The 24,308-nt window shown below is 34.8% G+C and carries 21 protein-coding genes; 18 read left to right on the top strand and 3 right to left on the bottom strand.

The window, feature by feature from the left end; genetic code table 11:
- Positions 1-12: 12 nt before the first annotated feature.
- The 11 genes from CW357_RS04035 (at position 13) to CW357_RS03985 (ending at position 14,111) form a co-directional block, all read left to right on the top strand.
- Entirely contained in the window at positions 13-960 is a 948-nt protein-coding gene (locus CW357_RS04035; RefSeq protein WP_124217418.1) for a branched-chain amino acid ABC transporter permease, read from the top strand.
- On the top strand, positions 953-1,729 hold the full coding sequence (locus CW357_RS04030; RefSeq protein WP_124217416.1) for an ABC transporter ATP-binding protein: 777 nt from the start codon (positions 953-955) through the stop codon (positions 1,727-1,729). The genes CW357_RS04035 and CW357_RS04030 overlap by 8 nt, the downstream gene beginning before the upstream one ends.
- Complete coding sequence (locus CW357_RS04025) at positions 1,729-2,436, top strand: ABC transporter ATP-binding protein (RefSeq protein WP_124217414.1); 708 nt, start codon at positions 1,729-1,731, stop codon at positions 2,434-2,436. Before CW357_RS04030 ends, CW357_RS04025 begins: the two co-directional genes overlap by 1 nt.
- Before the next feature lie 325 nt (positions 2,437-2,761).
- Positions 2,762-7,111, top strand: coding sequence for an InlB B-repeat-containing protein (locus CW357_RS04020; RefSeq protein WP_124217411.1), 4,350 nt, complete (start codon positions 2,762-2,764; stop codon positions 7,109-7,111).
- A gap of 139 nt (positions 7,112-7,250) precedes the next feature.
- Complete coding sequence (locus CW357_RS04015) at positions 7,251-8,021, top strand: tyrosine-protein phosphatase (RefSeq protein ID WP_124217409.1); 771 nt, start codon at positions 7,251-7,253, stop codon at positions 8,019-8,021.
- Between the two features lie 233 nt (positions 8,022-8,254).
- Positions 8,255-9,007 carry a YveK family protein gene (locus tag CW357_RS04010; protein ID WP_124217407.1) on the top strand — a complete coding sequence of 251 codons (753 nt, stop codon included), beginning with the start codon at positions 8,255-8,257 and terminating at the stop codon, positions 9,005-9,007.
- Positions 9,008-9,009: 2 nt separating this feature from the next.
- Complete coding sequence (locus CW357_RS04005; RefSeq protein ID WP_124217405.1) at positions 9,010-9,711, top strand: CpsD/CapB family tyrosine-protein kinase; 702 nt, start codon at positions 9,010-9,012, stop codon at positions 9,709-9,711.
- A gap of 243 nt (positions 9,712-9,954) precedes the next feature.
- Complete coding sequence (locus CW357_RS04000; protein ID WP_124217403.1) at positions 9,955-11,472, top strand: acetaldehyde dehydrogenase ExaC; 1,518 nt, start codon at positions 9,955-9,957, stop codon at positions 11,470-11,472.
- A gap of 16 nt (positions 11,473-11,488) precedes the next feature.
- Entirely contained in the window at positions 11,489-11,851 is a 363-nt protein-coding gene (locus tag CW357_RS03995; RefSeq protein WP_124217401.1) for a DUF779 domain-containing protein, read from the top strand.
- A 221-nt stretch (positions 11,852-12,072) separates the two neighbouring features.
- Entirely contained in the window at positions 12,073-13,500 is a 1,428-nt protein-coding gene (locus CW357_RS03990; protein ID WP_124217400.1) for an aldehyde dehydrogenase family protein, read from the top strand.
- A 119-nt stretch (positions 13,501-13,619) separates the two neighbouring features.
- A complete protein-coding gene (locus CW357_RS03985; protein ID WP_119415332.1) occupies positions 13,620-14,111 on the top strand; it encodes an acyl-CoA thioesterase in 492 nt (163 codons plus the stop codon).
- Between the two features lie 97 nt (positions 14,112-14,208).
- Here CW357_RS03985 and CW357_RS03980 read toward each other — a convergent pair whose 3' ends face one another.
- Entirely contained in the window at positions 14,209-15,519 is a 1,311-nt protein-coding gene (locus CW357_RS03980; RefSeq protein ID WP_371683712.1) for a protoglobin domain-containing protein, read from the bottom strand.
- 244 nt (positions 15,520-15,763) lie between these two features.
- Here CW357_RS03980 and CW357_RS03975 point away from each other — a divergent pair, with 244 nt between their 5' ends.
- The gene (locus tag CW357_RS03975) at positions 15,764-15,961 is read left to right on the top strand and encodes a hypothetical protein (protein WP_147414467.1); all 198 of its coding nucleotides are present in this window, start codon (positions 15,764-15,766) and stop codon (positions 15,959-15,961) included.
- Between the two features lie 89 nt (positions 15,962-16,050).
- On the opposite strand, the gene corA is transcribed toward CW357_RS03975, so the two are convergent.
- Both corA and CW357_RS03965 read right to left on the bottom strand, forming a co-directional pair.
- Positions 16,051-17,013 (bottom strand): magnesium/cobalt transporter CorA, encoded by a 963-nt coding sequence (corA, locus tag CW357_RS03970; RefSeq protein ID WP_119415329.1) that lies wholly within the window; start codon positions 17,011-17,013, stop codon positions 16,051-16,053.
- 225 nt (positions 17,014-17,238) lie between these two features.
- Positions 17,239-17,466 carry a hypothetical protein gene (locus CW357_RS03965; RefSeq protein WP_119415328.1) on the bottom strand — a complete coding sequence of 76 codons (228 nt, stop codon included), beginning with the start codon at positions 17,464-17,466 and terminating at the stop codon, positions 17,239-17,241.
- 176 nt (positions 17,467-17,642) lie between these two features.
- On the opposite strand from CW357_RS03965, the gene CW357_RS03960 reads away from it, so the two are divergent.
- The 6 genes from CW357_RS03960 (at position 17,643) to radA (ending at position 24,205) form a co-directional block, all read left to right on the top strand.
- Positions 17,643-17,960: a magnetosome magnetite crystal formation protein family gene (locus tag CW357_RS03960; protein WP_119415327.1), complete on the top strand. Its 318-nt coding sequence runs from the start codon at positions 17,643-17,645 to the stop codon at positions 17,958-17,960.
- 165 nt (positions 17,961-18,125) lie between these two features.
- Positions 18,126-18,596 (top strand): CtsR family transcriptional regulator, encoded by a 471-nt coding sequence (locus CW357_RS03955; RefSeq protein WP_119415326.1) that lies wholly within the window; start codon positions 18,126-18,128, stop codon positions 18,594-18,596.
- 13 nt (positions 18,597-18,609) lie between these two features.
- Positions 18,610-19,176: a UvrB/UvrC motif-containing protein gene (locus CW357_RS03950; protein ID WP_124217393.1), complete on the top strand. Its 567-nt coding sequence runs from the start codon at positions 18,610-18,612 to the stop codon at positions 19,174-19,176.
- Between the two features lie 31 nt (positions 19,177-19,207).
- Positions 19,208-20,245 (top strand): protein arginine kinase, encoded by a 1,038-nt coding sequence (locus CW357_RS03945; RefSeq protein WP_164489535.1) that lies wholly within the window; start codon positions 19,208-19,210, stop codon positions 20,243-20,245.
- Between the two features lie 27 nt (positions 20,246-20,272).
- Positions 20,273-22,711, top strand: a complete 2,439-nt coding sequence (locus CW357_RS03940; RefSeq protein WP_124217391.1) for an ATP-dependent Clp protease ATP-binding subunit — start codon at positions 20,273-20,275, stop codon at positions 22,709-22,711.
- Positions 22,712-22,828: 117 nt separating this feature from the next.
- Positions 22,829-24,205 (top strand): DNA repair protein RadA, encoded by a 1,377-nt coding sequence (radA, locus tag CW357_RS03935; RefSeq protein ID WP_124217390.1) that lies wholly within the window; start codon positions 22,829-22,831, stop codon positions 24,203-24,205.
- Positions 24,206-24,308 lie beyond the last annotated feature (103 nt).

Raw genomic sequence — 24,308 nt, 5'->3', positions numbered from 1 at the left:
TGATAGGTACTTATGAAAAAGTCTAAAGTATTTTGGGTATATGTTGCAGTGGCTCTAGTCGTCTATGGCGTTGTGCAATTTTTAATTTCAAGCGGGAATTTAGATATGTATTATTCAAATTTATTTATTACAATTGCGATTAATGTGATTTTAGCCGTTAGTTTACATTTAGTAATTGGGATTACAGGGCAGTTCTCGATTGGCCATGCAGGGTTCTTAGCGGTGGGGGCGTATATTTCGGCTATTTTCACAACAAATCTTGGATGGCCGTTTCCAGTAGCATTATTAATAGGTGCGTTTGTAGCAGCAATTGCTGGATTAATCGTAGGTATCCCTACACTTCGTTTAAAGGGAGACTATTTAGCAATTGCTACACTTGGATTTGCTGAAATTATTCGTATTGTATTCTTGAATATTGATTACGTTGGTGGCGCAGCAGGTATGCAGGTAGATTATCTAACAACTTGGTCTTATGCATTTTTCGCTGTACTTATTACAATTGTTGTTATTTCAAATTTTACGAATTCACGTCATGGTCGTGCATGTATAGCTGTACGGGAAGATGAAATTGCAGCCGATGCAATGGGAATCAACACCACATTCTATAAAGTATTAGCATTTGCAATTGGTTCATTTTTCGCTGGACTTGCCGGTGGGTTATTCTCTCATAACTTCTTTATCATCCAACCATCACAATTTGGTTTTTTAAAGTCTTTCGATATTTTAATCTATGTTGTACTAGGTGGTTTAGGTAGCTTATCAGGAGCAATTATCGCTGCAATACTTCTAACTATTATTTCTTTATATCTACAAGATTTCCCCGAAACTCGTATGATTATCTATAGTTTAGTATTAATCATTGTAATGTTATATCGTCCATCTGGCTTGATGGGGACAAAGGAAGTCACCGATCTCTTCAAATTCGGTAAGAAGTCGAAAGGAGGTAATGTTAATGAGTGACCTTCTTTTAAATGTTGAGAATGTAGGGATACGATTTGGTGGTTTGAAGGCTGTCTCAGGCTTAAATATGGAGATGCATCAGGGTGAACTGATTGGCTTAATTGGTCCGAATGGTGCTGGGAAAACGACAAGCTTTAATATGTTAACAGGCGTTTATAAACCGACAGAGGGTATTATCATATTTGATGGAAAAAAGATGAATAACATGTCACCTCACCAAGTTACAAAGAGTGGTGTAAGTCGTACCTTCCAAAATATTCGTCTGTTTAAAGAGCTATCAGTTCTAGATAATGTAAAAGTGGCAAACCATTCACTTGCACATCATTCGGTATTAAGTTCTATTTTACGCTTACCAAGTTATTTCTCTGGTGAAGCAAAAATGGAACAAGAATCGATTGAATTTCTTAAAATTTTTGGCTTAGATAAATATATGAATGAGCTGGCTAAAAACCTTCCATACGGGATGCAACGTAGACTAGAAATTGCTCGAGCATTGGCGGCAAAGCCTAAGCTCTTATTATTAGATGAACCTGCAGCTGGTATGAACCCTCAAGAAACCCATGATTTAATGGAGTTAATCGCATTAATTCGCAAAAAATTTGATCTAACTATTCTTTTAATTGAACACGATATGGGACTTGTAATGGGGATTTGTGAACGGATTTATGTTCTTGACCATGGTCAACTCATTGCACATGGCAATCCAGAGGAGATTCGTAACAATCCAAAAGTGATTGAAGCTTATTTGGGTGAGGAGGTAACAGAATGATGCTGAAGGTAAATGATATCAATGTGTTTTACGGTAACATTCAAGCATTAAAGGGAGTCTCCTTGGAGGTAAACGAAGGTGAGATTGTCACATTAATAGGTGCAAATGGAGCGGGTAAGAGTACTCTCTTAAAAACTTTATCAGGATTATTAAAGCCAAAACAAGGTGAAATTGAATATCTTGGTAAATCAATAGCAGGAAAGGCTGCACAATCTATTGTGAAAGCAGGGATTTCACAGGTCCCAGAAGGACGGCGTGTTTTTGCGAATATGACAGTGGAAGAAAATCTTGAATTAGGTGCATATTTACGAAATGACCGTGCAGAAATTGCAAAAGATAAAGAGCGGATTTTTAAGATATTTCCTATATTATTAGAAAGGCGTAAACAATTATCTGGTACATTATCTGGCGGTGAGCAGCAAATGCTTGCAATGGGGAGGGCAATTATGGCAAGACCAAAATTGCTTTTGCTAGATGAGCCATCAATGGGGCTAGCACCAATCATGGTAAAAACGATTTTTAATACAATAGAAGAAATTCGAAAAGAAGGAACTACAATTCTTTTGGTAGAACAGAATGCCCATATGGCTCTTTCTATAGCCGACCGAGCCTATGTAATTGAAACCGGTAGAGTTGTACTTTCAGGCACTGCTAACGAACTAAAAGAGACTGAACAAGTGAAAGCTGCGTATTTGGGTGGACTATAAAATAAAGGGGATGACCCATAAGTATAAAACTTATGGGTCATCCCCTTCAGTTTTGAAAACCCTCTTCGTAACTTTTGTTAAATTCTCCTTTTTACTAAATAAATGAAAAGGGCATCTGGTCATGTAACATAGCCCCTACAAAATAATAAATGAACTGATTATATACTACTAATCTAGTATTTTATTTATTAGTATAAAAATATATGAAAATTGGTATAATAAAGATAATTGATAAATTGTTGGAATATATTGAATTGAAAATTGGTAAAGGATACGTTTTTGTAAGGGCGTAGTTTATAAATAATTTAATGAAGGAGATTTTGCTTTGATTAAAAAAATATTTGTATCAATTGTTGTTGCTTGCTTATTATTTTTAGCTACAAGCTTTCAAAATAATGAGTTCCAAAACGTGAAAGCAGATGAGTTGTCTAATCCAATAACAGGAGAAGAAGTGGAAGGGAATTTTGATTCTCAAAAGGCTCCATATCTATTAATTACAGAGATTGTCCCAAAATCATCTAAAGTTGATTCTGTGGATGGTTATGAATTTGTTGAAATCTATAACAATTCAACGAAGTCAATTAATTTAAAGGATTATAAAATTCACTATCGTTATCCAAAAGAAGCATCAAAAGAAGATATCGTAATGCAACCTATAAAGGAAGATATCTTACTACATTCTGGTGATACATTTGTTTACTGGATTACAAACACTCATAATCAAGAAAAAACTATAGAAGATTTCAATCAACATTTTGGAGTTGAATTAGTAGAAAATAAGAATATAGTAAAGGTTAAATCAAATGGATTATCTAATAATCTTGAAAGTGGAATAACAATAACATCTAATATAGGAGAAGATGTTGCTGTAGCATTTTATAACGATGATCCGCAAAATCTAGATTCAGTGGAAGGCAAAGGAATACTATATACATACTCTAGAAAACCTAATGATAAAAATATGAAAAAATATAGAAGTAATATAGATTTCGCTAAACCTGGATCCATATTACCATTACAAGTACCGGAACAAAAAGTACAATTGCCTGAAGATAATTACAGCCCAAATATCCAGGATTTATCAAATATAGAAGAGGTTCACGTCGAGCAAGATGATATGTCTCTCTCGTTTAATGTGTTTGATGATCAATCAATTAAAACGGTCCGATTATATTATAAGACCGATAAAGACCCATCCTATCAAACCGTTGATTTGATAAAAAAAAGCGGAAGTAGTATTTATAGATATACTTTCCCATCCGTCGAGCTAATTGGCAAAGAATACTTAGAATATTATGTAATGGCCTCGGATGGAACAAATAGTGTAGAATCATCCAAACAGAAGATTAACGTTATTCAAGATAAAATTCCCGAGGGACTTTCGCTAAATATAGCGAATAATACCGTATTATCCAAAAACGCAATAATAAAAGCGTTTCATTCAAAGGATAATTCAAAAACAACCCTCTCTTTGGACAGCAAAAATATTACAAGTAAAACAACTCCTTCTCTAGAGAGTAAAGCATATTTTGTCATGGATGTGAATAAAGTAGACAGATACTTTGAAAATGGTATAACTATCGGTAATGAGGTATTGTCTATTTTCCATAACAAGATTATACAATATACAACACTAAAGGTACCTGTTGACCCGAGATTTTTCATAAAGGGAAAAAAAACAACGATTGCTATTCGATCTGGTACAAAAAAATCACCCTTTGATGAAGATTCTATAGAAAATAGAGACGATTTTATTGTAAAAAATATAAGACTTATTTTAAGTGATGGTACAGTTATTCAAGATCCTTCTTATACAGATCCTTCAAAAGAAATTAAAATCGGAGATAGCCAAGGATTAAATCCTGTCCTAAAACTAAACTTTGTTATTCCTGAAGGAGAATTCACTGCAAAGGCTTATACATGGGATACAAATAAAGAAAAAGACGGTAAACACATTGTTGTTGCGAAGAATGAAAGTGAAATTGTAAAGGCTAATATACTTGTAGATAATACTGCACCAAAGATTAGTCCATCTATTAAAGAAGGAATACGTTATAAAGGGAAAATTACAATTAATGCTGAAGTAAAGGATAACTACTCTGGAGTCAATCAGGTTATTACAACTTTAGATGGCAAAACAATTACGCTACCTATGAATACATCTTCGGCAGCTTTATCACCTGGAAATCATAAACTTATTATTACAGCGACAGATCATGCAGGAAACAAATCTAAAAAGGTAATAAATTTTGCAGTAGTAGAAGAACAACCTTATGTACCAAAATTAGTTACACCGATAAATAATGCAAGAGAAGTTTCCTTGGCTCCCAAGATAAAAGTTGCTGTTTCCGATCCAACGGGTGATGAATTGAATATTTCTTTTAATAGAGCATATCAATATCAAGCCAATCAAGTCGAACATATGAAAATATTTGAAAATAGTACTGACAGTGAGCCACCAAAAGCAATTACATCTGAAGGGGAAAAGGTCATCACGGATGTAGACAAGCTTACAAAAGTAGATAATCAATATATAACCACTTCAGGTACAGAGCAATATCCTTATCAACGATTTGAAGTGACTTTAGATGATAAAGTAGATAATGATGATGAAATTGAAGTGAATTGGGAAGGTAAATCAGTTATTGGTCGTAGAGTATCCATGTATATTTGGAACTTTGATAAAAATAAATGGGAAGTACAGGATTGGAAGATTGCTGATAATAGCAAGAATTTTAAACTAAATGCAAGAGTAAAAGGTTCGAATTACGTCAGAGACCATAAAATCCAAGTACTAATACAAGATGAAGTGGCCTCCACAAATCAATTTAACTATTCATTTGTTTGGTTGTCAGATACTCAATATTATTCAAAGAGCTATCCACTCATTTATCAACAAATGACACAATGGATCGTTTCGCAAAAGGATTCCATGAACATTAAGTACATTTTTCATACGGGTGATATTGTAGATAATTCTACAAAAAATGCACAATGGAAGAATGCAGATTCGGCTATGAAAACACTAGATATAGCTAATGTACCATATGGTGTGTTGGCTGGGAACCACGATGTCAATCACATTGATTATAACTATAAGCCATTTGGAAAATATTTTGGCGAAAAACGTTTTAAGGATAAAGATTATTATGGTGGTTCTTACGAAGATAATCGAGGACACTATGATCTAATTAGTGAAAAGGGCAACGACTTTATCATGTTATATTTAGGCTGGGGAATTGATGATGACAGTTTAGCTTGGGTTAATGAAATTCTAAAAAAATATCCAGATCGAAAGGCAATTTTAAATTTCCATGAATATTTACAGCCATCTGGTGAAAGAAGTTCAATGGGCGATATTATCTTTAACAAGGTCGTACAACCGAATTCCAATGTAGTTGCTGTACTGTCAGGACATTATTTTGGAAGTGCAACATTAGTCGATAATATGGATGACAACAATGATGGTATAACAGATCGTAAAGTATACCAAATGCTTGCAGATTACTCAGGTGCTACAGACGGTGGGCAAGGATTTATGCGTATTTTACAAGTAAATCCTATTGAAAATAAGATTTATGTAAAAACCTATTCTCCGTATTTAAATCAATATAATTACTACAATACAACCGACTATCCAGGTAAAGATGAGTTTGTTATTGAGACAGATTTAACACCTAAAGAAAAAGTAGTAGCAACTGATAAAATACTTGTAAATGTTTATACAAATGATGAAATTGGAAGAGTAGAAGGAGTACAAAATAATAACGCAGCAGGTGTTATATGGAATAACCTCGATAATAATAAGACTTACCATTGGTATGCTAAAGTAACTGATGCATATCAAGGAAATGTAAATTCACCTATTTGGGCTTTGCAAACTGTTAAATCTGGGGATGGCTTTAAAGACTATAATGTAACTGTAAAAGGATCAGATGGCTATGTGTATGGACAAAAAATGATAAGAGATAATGAAATAATGCCAGAACCCCATAAAACAGGGTATACTTTTACAGGTTGGTATGCAGATTCAAGTTTCAAAAAGAAATTTGATTTTGATACTATGTTAAAAGAAGAAACTACAGTCTATGCTAGGTTTACTAAAAATCCATCATCTGTAAAAAAATTAAAAGCATCTTCTTTAGCATATAATAGTATTAAATTGACATGGCAACAAATATCTAATGCTAATGGGTATATTTTATATCGTTCAGATAGTAAAGATGGAAAGTACACTAAAATTGCAACTATCCAAAAGAAAAATGTGAAATTTATTGATTCAGATTTAATAACTGGTAAGCAATACTTCTATAAAATAAAGACTTATCAGCAGAAAGATGGTCAAACTATTTATAGTGAGCTATCATCTGTAACAAGTGCAAAGCCTATATTATTAAAGCCGGCAAACTTTTATATTGATAAATTAGGAAATAATATCAAACTAACTTGGAATGTGACAACTGGCGCTACAGGATATGAGATTTACCGTGCTAATCATAAATCAACGCGCAGTTTGAAATTAGCTACGATTAACGCAGGAGTAACTAATTACTATATTGATAGAAATGTGAAATCAGGTGTGAATTACGATTACAAAGTACGTTCATATCGTAATATAAATGGTAAAAAGGTTTACAGTGATTTCTCAAGCATAAAAACGTATAAGTTGAAATAATAATAAAGAGCTAGGGGGAAATCTCTAGCCCTTTATCATTTGAAATACTTTTGGGATATATATTAAAGAGAGGAATTCATTTACTTTAAATAGAAGTAATCACCCACTATAAAATCTTTATGAGAAGGGTGTGTTCTTAATGATTGATATACACAGTCATATCATTTTTGATGTGGATGATGGTCCAAAAAGTATAGAAGAGTCGATTAAAATGCTTTACAGTGCAGTGGATGAAGGGATTACTGAAATTGTCTTTACTTCACACGCATTTCATCCTCAATATCATGCTCAAACAGAAATTGTGAAGGAAAGATTCGATGTTCTCAGAGAAGGGATAAAAATACATGATATCCCATTAAATATCCATATTGGTCATGAAGTAAGACTCAATGATCAAATATGTCCGCAGTTAGATAAAGGAAAAGTCTTAACTTTAGCAAATTCTAGGTATTTATTGTTAGAGTTGCCTTCTCAAGGAGTACCTAAGTATACTTTTGAAATCATAAATCAATTAGTGACAAGAGGTATTGTTCCAGTTATTGCCCACCCCGAACGAAATTATGGAATAATGGAAAAACCTGAATTGTTGGAGCGCCTCGTGTTTCATGGTGCGATATCTCAAATAAATGCAGGGAGCATTGTGGGGCATTTTGGGAAACGTATTCAACAAAATGCTTTGAAATTAATCAAGGCAAATATAATACACGCGTATGGGTCTGATGTTCATAATTTGTCGAAACGCCCATTTTTATATGCCAAAGGATTATCTTATTTAGAAAAACACAAGTGTTCTGACTTTGTAGACATATTTTTAGAAAATAACGCAAGAATACTTGCAAATAGTGACGTCATTATACTTGAACCAGAGAAAATTCTAAAAAGAAAATGGTTGGGATTATTTTCTCAATAGAGTAACTGTCTATGTTCATACCATGCTGATCCTTTTAGCGTATTGATATAAACTTTTCTTAAAAGCCATATTAATTGATGATATTCGATTAATGCGGCTTTTTGTTTTAAATAAAAAACATCAATATAAATAGCATTTATAAATTTTTGAACAATTGAATGAATAACTTAAAAGATTCAACACTATACTACAAAGAGAAGAAAATAATAGGTAACTAGAACAGGGGGAGAGACTTGGAAACAACGATCAAACTAAGTGATTTAATAATAATTTTAAAGAGATTTGCATTTTTAATCATATCAGTAACAATAATTTTTATTGGGATTGCGATAGCTCTGAATAATTTTGTATTAAAACCAGTATATAAAGCGGAAACCCAAATTCTAGTCAATCAAAAATATGAACAAGGGGACCAATATCTATCCTCACAACAGATTGATGCGGATTTACAGTTAATCAATACGTATAATGTCATTATCAAAAGCCCTGTGATTTTAACAAAAGTTATTAATAATCTTCAATTAGAAAGTACCCCTGAAGAGCTGACACAACAGATATCAGTTTCAAGTACTAACAATTCGCAAGTGCTAACGATTCAAGTAGAAGACTCAAGTCCAGCGAAAGCAGTGGAAATTTCAAATGAAGTTGCTCAAGTATTTGAAAGCAATATACCGCAATTAATGAAAGTGGATAATATAAATATATTATCAATTGCTAAACTAGATGAAAATCCAACCCCCATTAAGCCCAATAAAATATTAAATATGGGCATTGCAGCAATTGTCGGATTACTGTTGGGCATAGGGATAGCTATTTTAATTGAAACGTTTGATACAAGAATAAAATCCGAACGAGATATTGAGGAGATGTTAGAACTGCCAGTTATCGGCTCTGTTGGTCCTATTGTTGAAGATAAAAGGATGATTTTCTCAAGAAAAGAGAAAAAAAAGATGCCAACTCAATCTCGTAGAGTAGGGGGAGTCTAATTGTGGTCCTTTTTAAAAAACGAAAAAAAAATAACCTTTTGAAACTAGAGAGAAATCTTATAACGATATCAAATTCTAAATCCATCATTTCAGAACAGTTTCGAACAATCCGCTCAAATATTACATTTTCTGCTCCGAGGGAAGATCTAAAAACATTACTTGTTACTTCATCCCTTTCAAGTGAAGGGAAATCAACGAATGTAGCTAATCTAGGAGTTGTTTTTGCTCAGGAGGGAAAAAAGGTATTACTTGTTGATGCCGATATGCGCAGACCAACACTACATCATACATTTCGATTATCAAATAGAGAGGGTCTATCAAGTATACTGATCAAACATCAGACTATTCAAGAAGCAGTGCAAGAAACTTCAATAGTAGGATTAGATGTGATAACAAGCGGACCTCTACCACCAAATCCATCAGAATTATTGGCATCTCAAACGATGGATACATTTATAAGTATTGTAACTCAGGAATATGACTTGGTTATATTTGACTCACCTCCATTATTACCGGTTACAGATGCACGAATTTTATCCAATAAGTGCAACGCAACATTATTAATAGTTAATAGAAATAAGACCAAAAAAGCGGATATTTTAAAGTCGAGGGCAGCGCTTGAAAATTCTCAAGCGAAAATTTTAGGGATTGTTTTAAATAACAGTGCAATGCCACATAAACATCATTACTATCAATATCATTGAGCTAATTTATAATTGTTTTACTTTTAGAATTCCATTCCTATTTAAGTCTTATTCAACGCAGCAAGAACAATAATTTTTAACGAAAATATAAAAATTTGCGAATTATTTGAATATAAGACGCGTATAAGGCATTATAATAAGTGAAAACGCTCTCAGACAAATTTGGTAGATTGATATATTAAAAGAATTGAGTGGATATTAAGGGAGTGAGTTTTCAATATTGATAAAGGGAGAGATTCTACTATGATTTATGCAAATCCTAATACTGAAGGCGCAATCGTACATTTCAAAGAAAAATACGATAACTTTATCGGTGGCGAATGGGTAGCACCCTTAAAGGGACAATATTTTGAAAATATTTCACCGATTGACGGAAAAGTTTTTACGAAGGCAGCTCGTTCTACTGCTGAAGACATTGAATTGGCACTAGATGCGGCACATGCAGCAAAAGATGCTTGGGGCAAAACTTCTGCAGCAGAACGTGCTCAAATTTTAAACAAAATAGCAGATCGTATTGAAGAAAACCTAGAAATGATAGCTGTAGCCGAATCATGGGATAATGGAAAAGCCGTTCGTGAAACGTTAAATGCCGATATTCCGTTAGCAGTTGATCACTTCCGTTATTTTGCGGGGGCCATTCGCGCTCAAGAAGGACGTACTTCTCAAATAAATGACGATACCGTTGCTTATCATTTTCAAGAGCCTCTTGGTGTTGTTGGACAAATCATCCCTTGGAATTTCCCGATTTTAATGGCAGTTTGGAAGCTTGCTCCTGCATTAGCCGCAGGAAACTGTGTTGTGTTGAAACCAGCTGAGCAAACGCCAGCATCTATTATGGTAGTGATGGAGTTAATCCAAGATTTACTTCCAGCAGGTGTTGTGAATATCGTAAATGGTTTTGGCATCGAAGTAGGAAAACCACTTGCTACAAATCCGCGTATTGCAAAAATTGCATTCACTGGATCAACGGCTGTTGGTCGTCAAATTATGCAATATGCGACTGAAAATATTATTCCTGTTACACTCGAACTTGGTGGTAAATCTCCAAATATATTCTTTGAAGATGTGATGGATCATGATGATGAATTTTTGGATAAAGCAATTGAAGGTTTAGTTATGTTTGCATTAAACTCTGGCGAGGTTTGTACATGTCCATCTCGTGTACTAATCCAAGAATCCATTTATGATAAATTTATTGAACGCGCATTACAACGTGTTGAAGCGATTAAAATTGGTAATCCACTAGACACGGAAGTCATGATGGGTGCTCAAGCCTCTAATGAACAGCAGCAAAAAATTCTTTCTTACCTAAAATTAGGGAAAGAAGAGGGTGCTGAATGTTTGATTGGTGGTGAAGAAAACCATATTGAAGGCCTTGAAGGTGGATATTACATTAAACCTACAGTGTTTAAAGGAAACAACAAAATGCGTATCTTCCAGGAAGAAATCTTTGGCCCAGTTATTGGGGTAACTACTTTTAAAGATTTTGAGGAAGCAATTGAAATAGCAAATGATACTGTATATGGTTTAGGGGCAGGTGTATGGTCTCGTTCAGGCGATATTGCATATCGTGCAGGTCGTGCGATTCAGGCCGGCCGAGTTTGGACAAATACGTATCACCAATATCCAGCAGGTGCTGCATTCGGTGGCTATAAACAATCTGGGATTGGCCGAGAGAATCACGCTATGATGCTTGAACACTATCAACAAACGAAAAATATACTAGTTAGTTATAACCGTAAACCACAAGGCTTCTTCTAAGTCAGGAGGTAAAGAGATGGTAGAACGTGTTGTTGCTACAGAAGATGCACTTACCTTAATTGAACATATGAAGAGCATTTATGGACCTATCATGTTTTATCAATCTGCTGGGTGTTGTGACGGTTCTGCGCCTATGTGCTATAGAGAGGGTGACTTTATACTAGGTGCTTCAGATATATACCTTGGCTCCATAGGGAATGTTCCTTTCTATATGCATAGGAGTCAATATGACTATTGGAAACATACGCAACTAATTATAGATGCAGTTGAAGGTAGAGGTGCTACCTTTTCACTGGATAGTATAGAAGAAAAACATTTCATTACGAATTCAAGAGTATTCACAAATGAAGAATATGAAAAGGTAAAAAAACTTTTGTAAACCGGAAATCTCATATTAGAAAGAAGGGCTATCTCGTAAGTGTTCTACTTATGGGACAGGCCCTTTTTTAATGAACAATATTTTACTTAATGTTCATGCCCTTTTACAAAAGTTTAAATGATAAAATCTTCCGATAAAATTGAATTTGCTATACGACATTAAGCAAATAAAGGTGATAGTATGGAGAGAAGAGGGTATAACATAAATGGAGGTGTTTTGTGTTGAAAGAAACAAAACTATGGATTAATGGACAATGGGTAGATACAAAAGAAAGTTATGAGCTAACATCACCTTATGATGGGAAAGTGATTGCAAAAGTAGCAAAAGCGACTCCACAAGATGTAGCATATGCGATTGAAAGTGCACAAGAAGCATTTAAAAAATTTAAATCATCAACTGCTTATGAAAGAGCTGAGATTTTATACCGTGTTGTAAATATAATGAGAGGACGTCGACAAGAATTTGCTGAAATTTTGGCACTAGAAGCAGGTAAACCGTTATCTGCAGGGTTAACTGAAATTGATCGCACTATTGCAACTTATCAATTTGCTGCAGAAGCAGCGAAACAAGTAAGTGGTGAAACGATACCAATGGATGCAGCGCCTGGCGTATCTGATCGGATTGGTTGGACAAGACGTGTTCCTTTAGGCGTGGTATCAGCGATTACGCCCTTTAATTTTCCTTTTAATTTAGTAGCACATAAATTAGGACCAGCTTTTGCAGTAGGAAATGCAGTTGTGTTAAAACCAGCTACGCAAACACCACTAAGTAGTATTGTGATGGCTGAAATTTTTAAAGAGGCAGGATTACCAGATGGTATGCTTCAAATTGTGACAGGTAGCGGAAGCGAATTAAGCGATATTTTAGTTACACATCCACTTGTTAAAAAAGTAACGTTTACAGGTAGTGGCACTGTTGGACTGAAGATAAAAGAAAAAGTGGGGTTACGGAAAGTAACACTTGAACTTGGTTCTAATGCAGGATTGATCATTGAACCGAGTGCACCAATAGAAAAAATTGTTGATCGATGTGTAGGAGGTGCATTTGGATTTGCAGGACAAGTATGTATTTCATTGCAACGGATTTTTGTCCACCAATCAATTTATGAACAATTCACAAAAGCATTTGTGGAGACAACTGAAAAATTAGTTGTTGGTGATCCGATGGATGAAAATACAGATGTAAGTGCAATGATAAACCCGAAAGAAGTTACTAGAATTACTGAATGGATTGAAGAGGCAAAAGCGCAGGGAGCTACTGTTGCAACAGGTGGTACTTTTACAGAACGTACTTTGACACCAACCGTCATGACGAATGTCAAACCAGATATGAAAATAGTATGTCAAGAAACATTTGCACCTATTGTGTCGATTGTTCCATATGAAACATTCGACAAAGCTATCGATTTATTGAACAAATCCGACTTAGGTTTAAATGCTGGTATTTTTACAAATAATTTAGAAGATGCAATGAGAGCAGCAGATGAACTAGAAGCGGGAGCTGTTATTATTAATGATGTTCCAACATTCCGTATCGATAATATGCCATATGGTGGTATTAAAAAAAGCGGTTATGGACGTGAAGGAATTAAATTCGCAGTTCAAGAAATGACAGAAATGAAGTTTATAACAATTAAAACTAAACTGTAATATTTATGTCTTTAGGAATTATATAACAACATAATATATATAAACTAATGCTTTATTGTTGCATAGATACAGATTTAAATATAGCATAGATACAGATACATTTTAAAGGGGTGTTGTTTATGCTTAAACCTATTCCAATGAGTCAATCTAGAACTATTCAAACAAGATTAGTATTGCCACCAGATACAAATCATATGGATACTATTTTCGGTGGAAAAGTTTTGGCGTATATTGACGAAATTGCTGCCATAACATCTATGAAACATGCTAAAATGCAAACTGTTACAGCATCGTTTGATTCGGTTGATTTTATCTCTCCTGTTCATTCAGGTGAGGTGTTAGAATTGGAAGCTATCGTAAGTTCTACTGGTCGAACTTCAATGGAGCTGTATATTATTGTGCAATCACGAGATATTCATACAGGCGAAAAGCGACTAACAACTGAATCATTTGTAACTATGGTTGCAGTAGATAAGGATGGTAAACCACAAGAAGTTGCTCCTGTATATCCTGAAACAGAAGCTGAAAAGAGATTATTCGAAACAGGTCCCCAACGTCGTGAACATCGTAAAGAAAAGCGTAGTATGCCGCATGAATTCTTTACCATGTAAATGATAAAAGAAAATGAAAAACGTCAACTCGATATACGGGGTTGACGTTTTTTTAGATTTAAGTAATTCCTGTTAGTTGTCTTATAGATAATTTCTATTAATCTAGACTGTTTGCGATATTCGTTAATTGATCGGCAGATGTTGAGACTTGCATAGCACCTTCGCTTAAATCACGTAACAGTTGTGAAATTGTTGTGATGTCTTCCATTGTGTCTTCATTAATTGTTTTAATCCCAGCTACTGCCTCAGCAATTTTAAGAAATGATTTTTCTAATTCACTTTGCATACTAACACCATTTGTTATTTGTGTATCAACACCTTTTACGGAACTCGACATATTTTCAATATTATTTTCTGTCTCTTCAATAAGGTGTGATACATTTTGAACTGCATTTTTTGTTTCTTCGGCAAGTTTGCGGACCTCTTCTGCTACGACTGCAAAACCTTTACCATGCTCACCTGCACGGGCTGCCTCTATAGAAGCATTTAATGCTAATAAATTAGTTTGATCCGCAATATCTGTAACAAGGTGTACGATTTCATTTATCTTATGAGATGATACACGTAATTGGCTCATTGTATCATCAAGTGTGGATACGCTTTTTGACATTTGATTCATAAGTTTCGTTTGTTCTTCTAGAAGTTGTTTGCCACTCTCAGATTTTTCTTGAGTAGAAGTAACAAATTCAAGTCCTTGTTGAGTAGATTGCGTTATATCATTCGCTTGGCTTGCCAATGATTGAATGGAAGCTGTTGTTTCTTCACTAATTGCACTTAATTCTTGTGAAGTGCTTTGAACTGAAAGAATAATATTATGCTTAAATTCATTTGCTTGGATACGTTCATCTTCTTGTTTTAGTTCATAAGCTTCTATGACAATTTGTTGTTCTAAATTTATGATTTTAGAAAAAGCATTAATAGCTAGTGCTGTATCATAATTTGATAGCTCTAGTCGTTGTATAAATGCTGAAAAAGTTGTCGTTAAGGATTGGAAAGAATTAATATACCATTTAGATTTTAGACCGATATGAACATGTACATGAGCGATTTTAATCCTTTGTTGAATATACTCATCATCAATATGACAGTTGAAAATTTCTGTAATATGACGTGTAAGTGTTACTTTTAAACGATCAATAGCGGAATATTTATTGATAATATTGCTTAAATCCGATGATTGACTAATAGAATTATAAAAATTGTCAACCATTTCGACGATTAATTCCTGTGAAAGTGGTTGTAGTTGTTTAATAATTGCTAAGTCCTCTACTGTTAGTTGCAATAATTTAGCTTGTTTTTGTATTTCTGGATGTTTTGATAGATCTAATGTGACTTGTCCAATGTATTGATTAATATTGAAATAGTTATTGCTCTTGTTTATATTACGTTTACTAGACCAAAGTGCCACCATAATGTCTCCATTTCATTAGTTATATAATTAATATTGACTATACCGATTTATCTATCATTTTATCATTTTTTTCAATATTTTACGCGTGGAATTATTACAATGTAATTAAATGTATAAGATATAGAGTATTCTTAAACAAAAAAACAAGTTTTATATCAAGGTAGAAAATAGATTGTCACAGGTTTTAAGTTACGTATAGATGTTAGCATGCTACAATAAAGAAAATGTTTTAGAGAAAAGGATGTACGATAGAATGGATAAACAAAGAGGTATGAAATACGCATTACCATTAGCTGCTGTAGTTGCTGTATCTTCTATGATGTTACTGAATTCTAATTACACTTCAGTCCCAACTACTAATCGTATTTTAATTGCAGCTGGAGCAACTTTAGTAACTTACATTTTGTCATTTATTTTATTCGGTATAAAAGATAAATAGTTTAAAATTTATCAGTCGCTAATTTTTGAAATAGAATCTTCTTTAAAAAGTAAAAATGCCTCCGTTCATAAAAATGAAAGAGGCATTTTTTATGGTTTAAATAAGTCAAACCATCCTTTATATTTGAACCAAGCTATCATTGAAATAGCAATGCCTAACATCGCTAATAAAATAATGAAGTATCCATAATGCCATTCAAGTTCTGGCATATGCTTAAAGTTCATACCATAAACCCCAGCTATAAAGGTTAATGGGATAAAGATAGATGAAATAATTGTTAAAATCATCATAATACCATTCATACGAGTAGCGTTTACTGACATATGGCTATCTCTCATATCAGCTGTTAGTTCACGATTCGACTCAACCATTTCAGTTAGTTTGAGTAAATGGTCATGAATATCTCCAAAATAGACCCTTTCTTGATCGCCCAAATTAAATCGGTAAGAATTTAATATACGATACAGTAAATCGCGCATTGGTAAAATCGTTCTTCTTATATGAAGTAAATCGCTTCGTAAGTCGAATACATTACCCATGGATTTTGTGCTATTTTGATAATTCAAATGATCTTCAATTTCATTTAAATGGTCTTCGATGTTATATACCATAGGAAAATAACTGTCTACAATTTTATCTATTGCTTGGTACATAACAAAAATAGACCCCCGTTCCCAAGTCTGTGGACGATTTGCTAATCGATTCCTTACAACGTCAAATTCCGGTACAGAGGATTTATGATAAGTTACCACAAAATTAGGGGAAACGAACAGGTTTACTTCTTCAGCTTCAAATGTTTCTTCGTTAATCTTATGGACAACTAGAAAATGATAATCATCGTAATAATCTATTTTTGGGCGTTGTAGACGCATTAAACAATCTTCAATTGCTAAAGGATGAAAGTGGAAAAAGGTATCTAATAATGCATCTTCTTTGGCATCAGGTTTCACAAAATCTACCCAATACCAATCGAATTGACCTTGTTTAATTTCTTCTAATGGGAAATTCACTTTTAGTTGTTGATCATTAGTCACTCCAAGTGTTCGAATCATTGTTACGCCTCATTTCAACCATTGTTATACTTATCCTCTCACAAAAATGCTAATGTTTCCATAAATTGAATAGAAAAAGGGCTTGTCTGAAAAGCTCTTTTGAGACAAGCCTCTTGTAATGAGAATGGTGGAATCTTAATTCGACAACCATAGCTAGCAAAATTTTATAGTAGAAAGGAATAGCCTAGTAAGTTTTCTCGTTATAAATGATCCCTACTAAAGATTTCAATAGCCGGGTTTATTAGTTGAAAGTTTCTCTAGTATATTAGAATCCCGAAAATCGGGGTGAATTGAAATTTCGTGGGATAATTTATGATGCATTGTTTCGGTACATGTCGCTGATTGCTCGCTGCAATTGTGCATTAATGAACTTTTTAGTAAGTAGTAGGGCATACCGATAAAAATGAGTAAGCTGAGTAGAATTGTCCCTATAAGTAAAAGTGCTTTTTTCATAGGAAACAACCTCCTTACTTTGTTATATAAAAAAAGACGAAACAATAATTGAAATGTTCCAGTTTAGTAGAAAGGGGTTATGTAAAGTTTTATAAAAAGTGAAACTTATTTATCGTATTGAACGTAAAATAGCTATAACATAAATGCTTTTAGTACATTGAAAGTGAGTGATTAGTTTGGAGGAAAAGGGAATAAAAGTGATCTTGCATGCAAGTGCATTTTTTGCTCCATGTTTAGTGCCAATACTCTTCTTCCTTTTTATTAAAGATGAAGAAGTAAAAAAATTATCCATTCAAGCGTTGTTATTCCAATTTGTAATGTGGTTATTAGTTGGTGTTGGGACCTTCTTATCCATCACCATAATTTTAGCTATAATTGGTATTCCGATGATTATTGTCTTCGGTCTTATGGGTATTATTGTTCCGATCATTGGGATTGTTAAAGCGTTGCAAGATGAAGCGTGGGATTATCCTATAGTGGGTAAGTGGATTTAATCAGTTAATTGTTGAGCATACTGCATATAGCGGTATGCTTTTTATGTATATTAGAAAAACGAAAACCATAAAAAGTAATGCAGAATATTTGCGACATTTTTTATAGCCTTATATAATATAGTCAAAGATAGTCAAAGTCAGTGATGCGAGTGAGGTGGAAGCTAAATGCGAAATATCTCTGACATTATTGAAGGGTATTTGAAGGAAGTTATTGAATTAGGTGGTAAAGGGCATATTGAGATAAAAAGAAGTGAGATTGCCGATAAATTTCAATGTGTACCGTCACAAATAAATTATGTCATTAATACAAGATTTACTGCTGAACGTGGTTATATAGTAGAAAGTAAACGTGGTGGAGGCGGCTATATTCGAATTTTACGTGTAAAGGCTAACTCTGAGGCAGAACTGATCGATGAAATTTTACAACAAGTCGGTGATTCAATATCCCAGTCGTCGACTCAAGATTTTATTTTCCGTTTGATTGACGAAGATGTGATTACCCGTAGAGAAGCCAAAATGATGATTGCAGCACTTGATCGTTCAGTACTATGTATTAACTTGCCGGTAAGGGATGAATTACGTGCACGAATATTGCACGCTATGTTATTAACGTTAAAGTATGACAAGCAAACGTAAAGAGGTGCAAGGTATGATTTGTGAAAATTGTAAACAGCGACCGGCTACTATCACAGTTACACAAATGAAAAATGGTAAAAAATTGACTAGGCATTATTGCGATGTGTGTAATAAGCAGTTGGATCATTTTCACTTGAACCTCGATTCAGATGAAGACCCAAATGCAGTGCAAAAATTATTTTCAAGTTGGTTTGGGACACCAAGCTGGTCGGTTCAGGCAGTTCCAATTAGTAATACTCAGACAAAAGTTCAAAACGATAGTTGTCCACAATGTGGTATGACTTATAGAAAGTTCTTAGAAGAAGGGAAATTTAATTGCCCAACTTGTTATGAAACTTTTAAGGAACAATTACCTCAAGTACTTAAAAGACTTCATAATGGTGCGATTGAGCATATTGGAAAAGTACCTGGTTCTATTAACGAAAGTTACCAGATGAAAAGGCAAATTGAAGCGTTACGGCAAGACATGAAATCGGCTGTTGAGGAAGAACGTTTTGAAGATGCAGCTACTATTCGAGACCAAGTTCGAGAATTAGAGAAAAAGTTACAATCGGGGGGTGAGGAAAGTGACGAGCATTGATCATTTTCTAAAAAGTAAGCCACCTCTTTGGATGCGTGGAGATATTAATTATGGGGATATTATTATGAGTACGCGTATTCGATTGGCTAGGAATTTAACAGGCTTTCGTTTTCCAAGGGCTTTTTCAGATGATGAAGCATTACAAATTGATAAGCTTGTATCTAGTGCAGTTATTGATGAAGACAATAATCTAGATGTTCCGTTTTCCTATTTTTCACTTCATGACATGCCAGCATTACAACGACAGGTATTAGTGGAAAAACATTTAATAAGTCCACAATTGGCAAATAAAACAAAAATGGGTTCAATCTTAGTATCAGAAGATGAAACGGTTAGTATTATGATAAATGAAGAGGATCATATCCGAATTCAATGCTTACAACCAGGGTTACAATTAGATAAAGCATATCATTTAGCGGATGAAATGGATCGCTTGTTAGAAAGAAAATTACCATACGCCTTTGATGATTCGTTTGGTTATTTAACAAGCTGCCCAACTAATACAGGTACTGGACTTAGAGCTTCTGTGATGATGCATTTACCTGCTCTAACAGTTACGAATCAAATGGGTCCACTTATTAATACGATGGCACGATTAGGAATGGTTGTGCGTGGGATTTATGGTGAGGGTACAGAGGCTATCGGAAATTACTATCAAATTTCAAACCAAATTACACTTGGTAAGCCCGAAGAAGATATAATTTTAGATTTACAAAGTGTTGCTGAACAAATCGTTCAAAAGGAAATTGGTGCAAGGAGAGCGTTATTAGAACATGCATCCATTGCTGTGTCTGACCGATTAAATCGCTCGCTAGGTGTTTTACAATATGCAAGAATCCTATCGAGTGAAGAAGCAGCAAATTGTTTATCAAATGTACGATTGGGTATAGATTTGGGGTTGATACCACCTATTCCGGATCGTGTGTTAAATGAGTGCATGTTAATCATGCAACCGGGTTTTTTACAACAACATGCAGGTACAACACTCCAAGCAAATGAAAGAGATGTTTACCGTGCATCCATTATTAGAGAACAATTGCAAATGAACAATAACGACTCTAAACAGTAGAAACGGTGAAGAAGGGGAGGATTTTTTATGATGTATAATCGTTTTACACAGCGTGCTCAAAAGGTTTTGCAACTTGCACAAGAAGAAGCAATTCGTATGAAACACGAGGCAATTGGTACTGAACATATATTATTAGGGCTAATCCGCGAGGGTGGCGGAATTGCTGCAAAGGCACTTGAAGCAATCGATGTAAGTACTGACATGATTGAAGAAGGTATTGAAGAATTAGTTGGAATGGGGACAAAAAATGTTGGCCCAATCGTTCATTATACACCTAGAGCTAAAAAGGTCATCGAGTTATCAGTTGATGAATCACGTAAATTAGGCCATTCCTATATTGGCACAGAACATTTACTTTTAGCATTAATTCGTGAAGGTGAAGGTGTAGCGGCACGAGTATTAAATAATGCAGGTGTAAGCCTGAACAAAGCTCGCCAACAGGTATTACAACTTTTGGGGAGTAGTGATCATCCACAAGCAAATACGAACGCAGCTCCAGCAGCAAATACACCAACTTTGGATGGCTTAGCACGTGACCTTACTCAAATTGCTAGAGAAGGTAGCTTAGATCCTGTAATTGGCCGTAGCAAAGAAATTACGCGTGTTATTGAAGTATTATCTCGTCGAACAAAAAATAATCCTGTATTAATCGGGGAACCCGGTGTAGGTAAAACAGCAATTGCTGAAGGTCTTGCTCAACAAATTGTGAACAATGAGGTTCCAGAAACACTACGTGATAAACGTGTGATGACTTTAGATATGGGGACTGTAGTGGCGGGTACCAAATACCGTGGTGAATTCGAAGATCGCTTGAAAAAAGTTATGGATGAAATACGTCAAGCTGGTAATGTCATCTTATTTATCGACGAATTGCATACATTGATTGGTGCGGGTGGTGCAGAGGGTGCAATTGATGCATCCAATATTTTAAAACCATCTCTAGCACGTGGTGAACTACAATGTATCGGTGCCACAACGTTAGATGAATATCGCAAATATATTGAAAAAGATGCTGCGCTTGAACGTCGTTTCCAACCAATTCAAGTAGATGAGCCAACTGTAGATGAAGCTATTCAAATTATTAAAGGATTGCGTGATCGTTATGAAGCACATCATCGTGTGAAAATTACAGATGCAGCAATTGAAGCAGCTGCTAAAATGTCAGATCGCTATATTTCGGACCGTTTCTTGCCAGATAAAGCAATCGATTTAATCGATGAAGCAGGTTCAAAAGTACGCTTACGTTCATTTACAACGCCGCCTGACTTAAAAGAATTAGAACAACAGCTAGATTCGATTCATTCAGAGAAAATGGCTGCAGTTCAATCACAAGAGTTTGAGAAAGCTGCATCATTACGTGACACTGAACAAAAGCTAAAAGACAAACTAAATACAACCAAAAAAGAGTGGAAAGAAGCTCAAGGAAAAGCAGAGTCAAAAGTAACGGTAAATGATATTGCGGAAGTCGTATCGATGTGGACAGGAGTGCCTGTCTCTAAATTAGCTCAAGAAGAATCTGAGAAGTTATTACATCTTGAAGAAGAATTGCACAAACGTGTCATAGGTCAAGGTGAAGCAGTTGAAGCTATTTCAAGAGCTATTCGTAGAGCACGTGCTGGATTAAAAGATCCGAAACGTCCAATTGGATCATTTATCTTCTTAGGCCCAACAGGTGTAGGTAAAACAGAACTTGCTCGAGCTTTGGCAGAAGTTATGTTTGGTGATGAAGATGCAATGATTCGAGTTGATATGTCTGAGTACATGGAAAAACATTCGACTTCACGCCTTGTAGGTTCACCACCAGGATATGTAGGTTTTGATGAAGGCGGTCAACTAACAGAAAAAGTTCGTCGTAAGCCATATTCTGTTATCTTACTTGATGAAATTGAAAAAGCACATCCAGATGTTTTCAATATTCTTCTACAAGTTCTTGATGACGGTCGATTGACTGATTCTAAAGGACGTGTTGTTGACTTCCGTAATACTGTAGTCATTATGACTTCTAATATTGGAGCAGAAGCATTAAAATATCGTAAATCCCTTGGGTTTGGTGCTCAAAGCGCAACACAAAGTCAAGAAAATGCAAAAAATGTAATGATGGAAGAGTTGAAAAAAGCTTTCCGTCCTGAGTTTTTAAACCGTATTGATGAAATGATTGTCTTCCATTCATTAGAAAAAGAAGAATTAAATAAAATTGTTGTTCTTATGGCGAAAACATTAACGAAACGATTAGAGGAACAAAATATTACACTTGAGTTAACACCAAGTGCTATTGAGAAAATAGCGAAGGAAGGATATGATCCACAGTATGGAGCACGACCATTACGTAGAGCTATCCAAAAACATGTGGAAGATCGACTTTCTGAAGAAATTTTAAAAGGCACCGTGTTAAATGGCCAACGAGTTGTATTTGATGTAGAAGACGATAAATTTGTTGTTAATGTAAAAGAACTTATTACAAAATGATGAATTACTTATAGCGAAAAGAGTATATATGTCGTAAAAGGCATTCCAAATGAGAAATTTGGGATGCCTTGTTTTATAATATGAAGTAAAGAAATGACACTATATAAGGAGAAAAATATGGTTAAAAAAAAGACTAAATTCTTTTGCAATTCATGCGGATACGAATCGCCAAAATGGCTAGGTAGATGTCCAGGGTGCGGAGAATGGAATACGATGGTAGAAGAGGTAGAGATAGTATCAAAAGGTCCGAGAGGTGCATTTCAACATTCTGATACTGTTTCACAAAAGGCAATGCCAATCATTTCTATAGAATCAGAAGAAGCCCCAAGAGTAGCAACTGAACTTAAAGAATTGAACCGCGTCTTAGGAGGTGGAGTGGTACCAGGATCACTTGTATTAGTTGGTGGGGATCCAGGTATCGGGAAATCTACATTGTTACTACAATTATCAGCACTTTTGTCAAATAAGGGCCATCGTGTACTCTATATCTCTGGAGAGGAATCTATTCGTCAAACGAAACTAAGAGCAGAACGTCTTGGAGTGAAGTCAGCTGAATTATATATTTACTCAGAAACCAATTTAGAATTTTTAAACCAAACTATTGAGGATGTAAAACCAAAGTTTGTTATTGTAGATTCAATTCAAACAGTTTACCATCCAAATGTAACGAGTGCACCAGGGAGTGTATCTCAAGTTCGAGAATGTACTGCTGAATTCATGAGAATTGCTAAAACAAAGAATATTGCCATCTTCCTAGTTGGGCATGTAACAAAAGAAGGTCAAATTGCAGGTCCTCGTATTTTGGAACATATGGTGGATACTGTATTGTATTTTGAAGGTGAGCGTCATCATACGTATCGAATCTTACGTAGCCAAAAGAATCGTTTTGGTTCAACAAATGAGATTGCTATCTTTGAGATGCTTCAGAATGGTTTGAAAGAAGTGTTAAATCCTTCAGAATTGTTTTTACAAGAGCGTTCGCAAGGAGCACCAGGTTCGACTGTTGTAGCTTCGATGGAAGGGACTAGACCCATCTTGGTGGAAATTCAAGCACTTGTAACACCATCAAGTTTTAACTATCCTAAACGAATGGCATCAGGTGTTGACCAAAATCGTATTTCACTATTGATGGCAGTGCTAGAAAAAAGAATGGGTATGCTACTACAAGCCCAAGATGCCTATATTAAAGTGGCTGGTGGTGTTAAATTAGATGAACCCGCCATTGACTTAGCGGTCTTAGTTAGCATTGTATCAAGTTTTAGAGACGTTGCAGCGAAACCGATGGATTGCTATATCGGAGAAGTAGGCTTGACCGGTGAAGTGCGTCGTGTTTCTCGCATTGAACAAAGAGTGCAAGAGGCAGCTAAATTAGGTTTTAAACGTGCTATAATTCCATCATCAAACATAGGTGGATGGGATTATCCAAATGATATTGAAGTGCTTGGAGTTGATACCGTGAACCAAGCATTAAAACTTAGTTTTAAAGGTTTGTAATTTTTTTGATCATTTAATGACTATATTTAAATTTATATGTCATAGATTGTTTTATATAGGTATACCACGCGTTGATATGTAATAATAATTGTTAATCTAGGAG

It is taken from the genome of Rummeliibacillus sp. TYF005 (assembly GCF_003844195.1).
Lineage (GTDB): Bacteria > Bacillota > Bacilli > Bacillales_A > Planococcaceae > Rummeliibacillus.
This window is presented reverse-complemented; position numbering and strand designations above follow the sequence as displayed.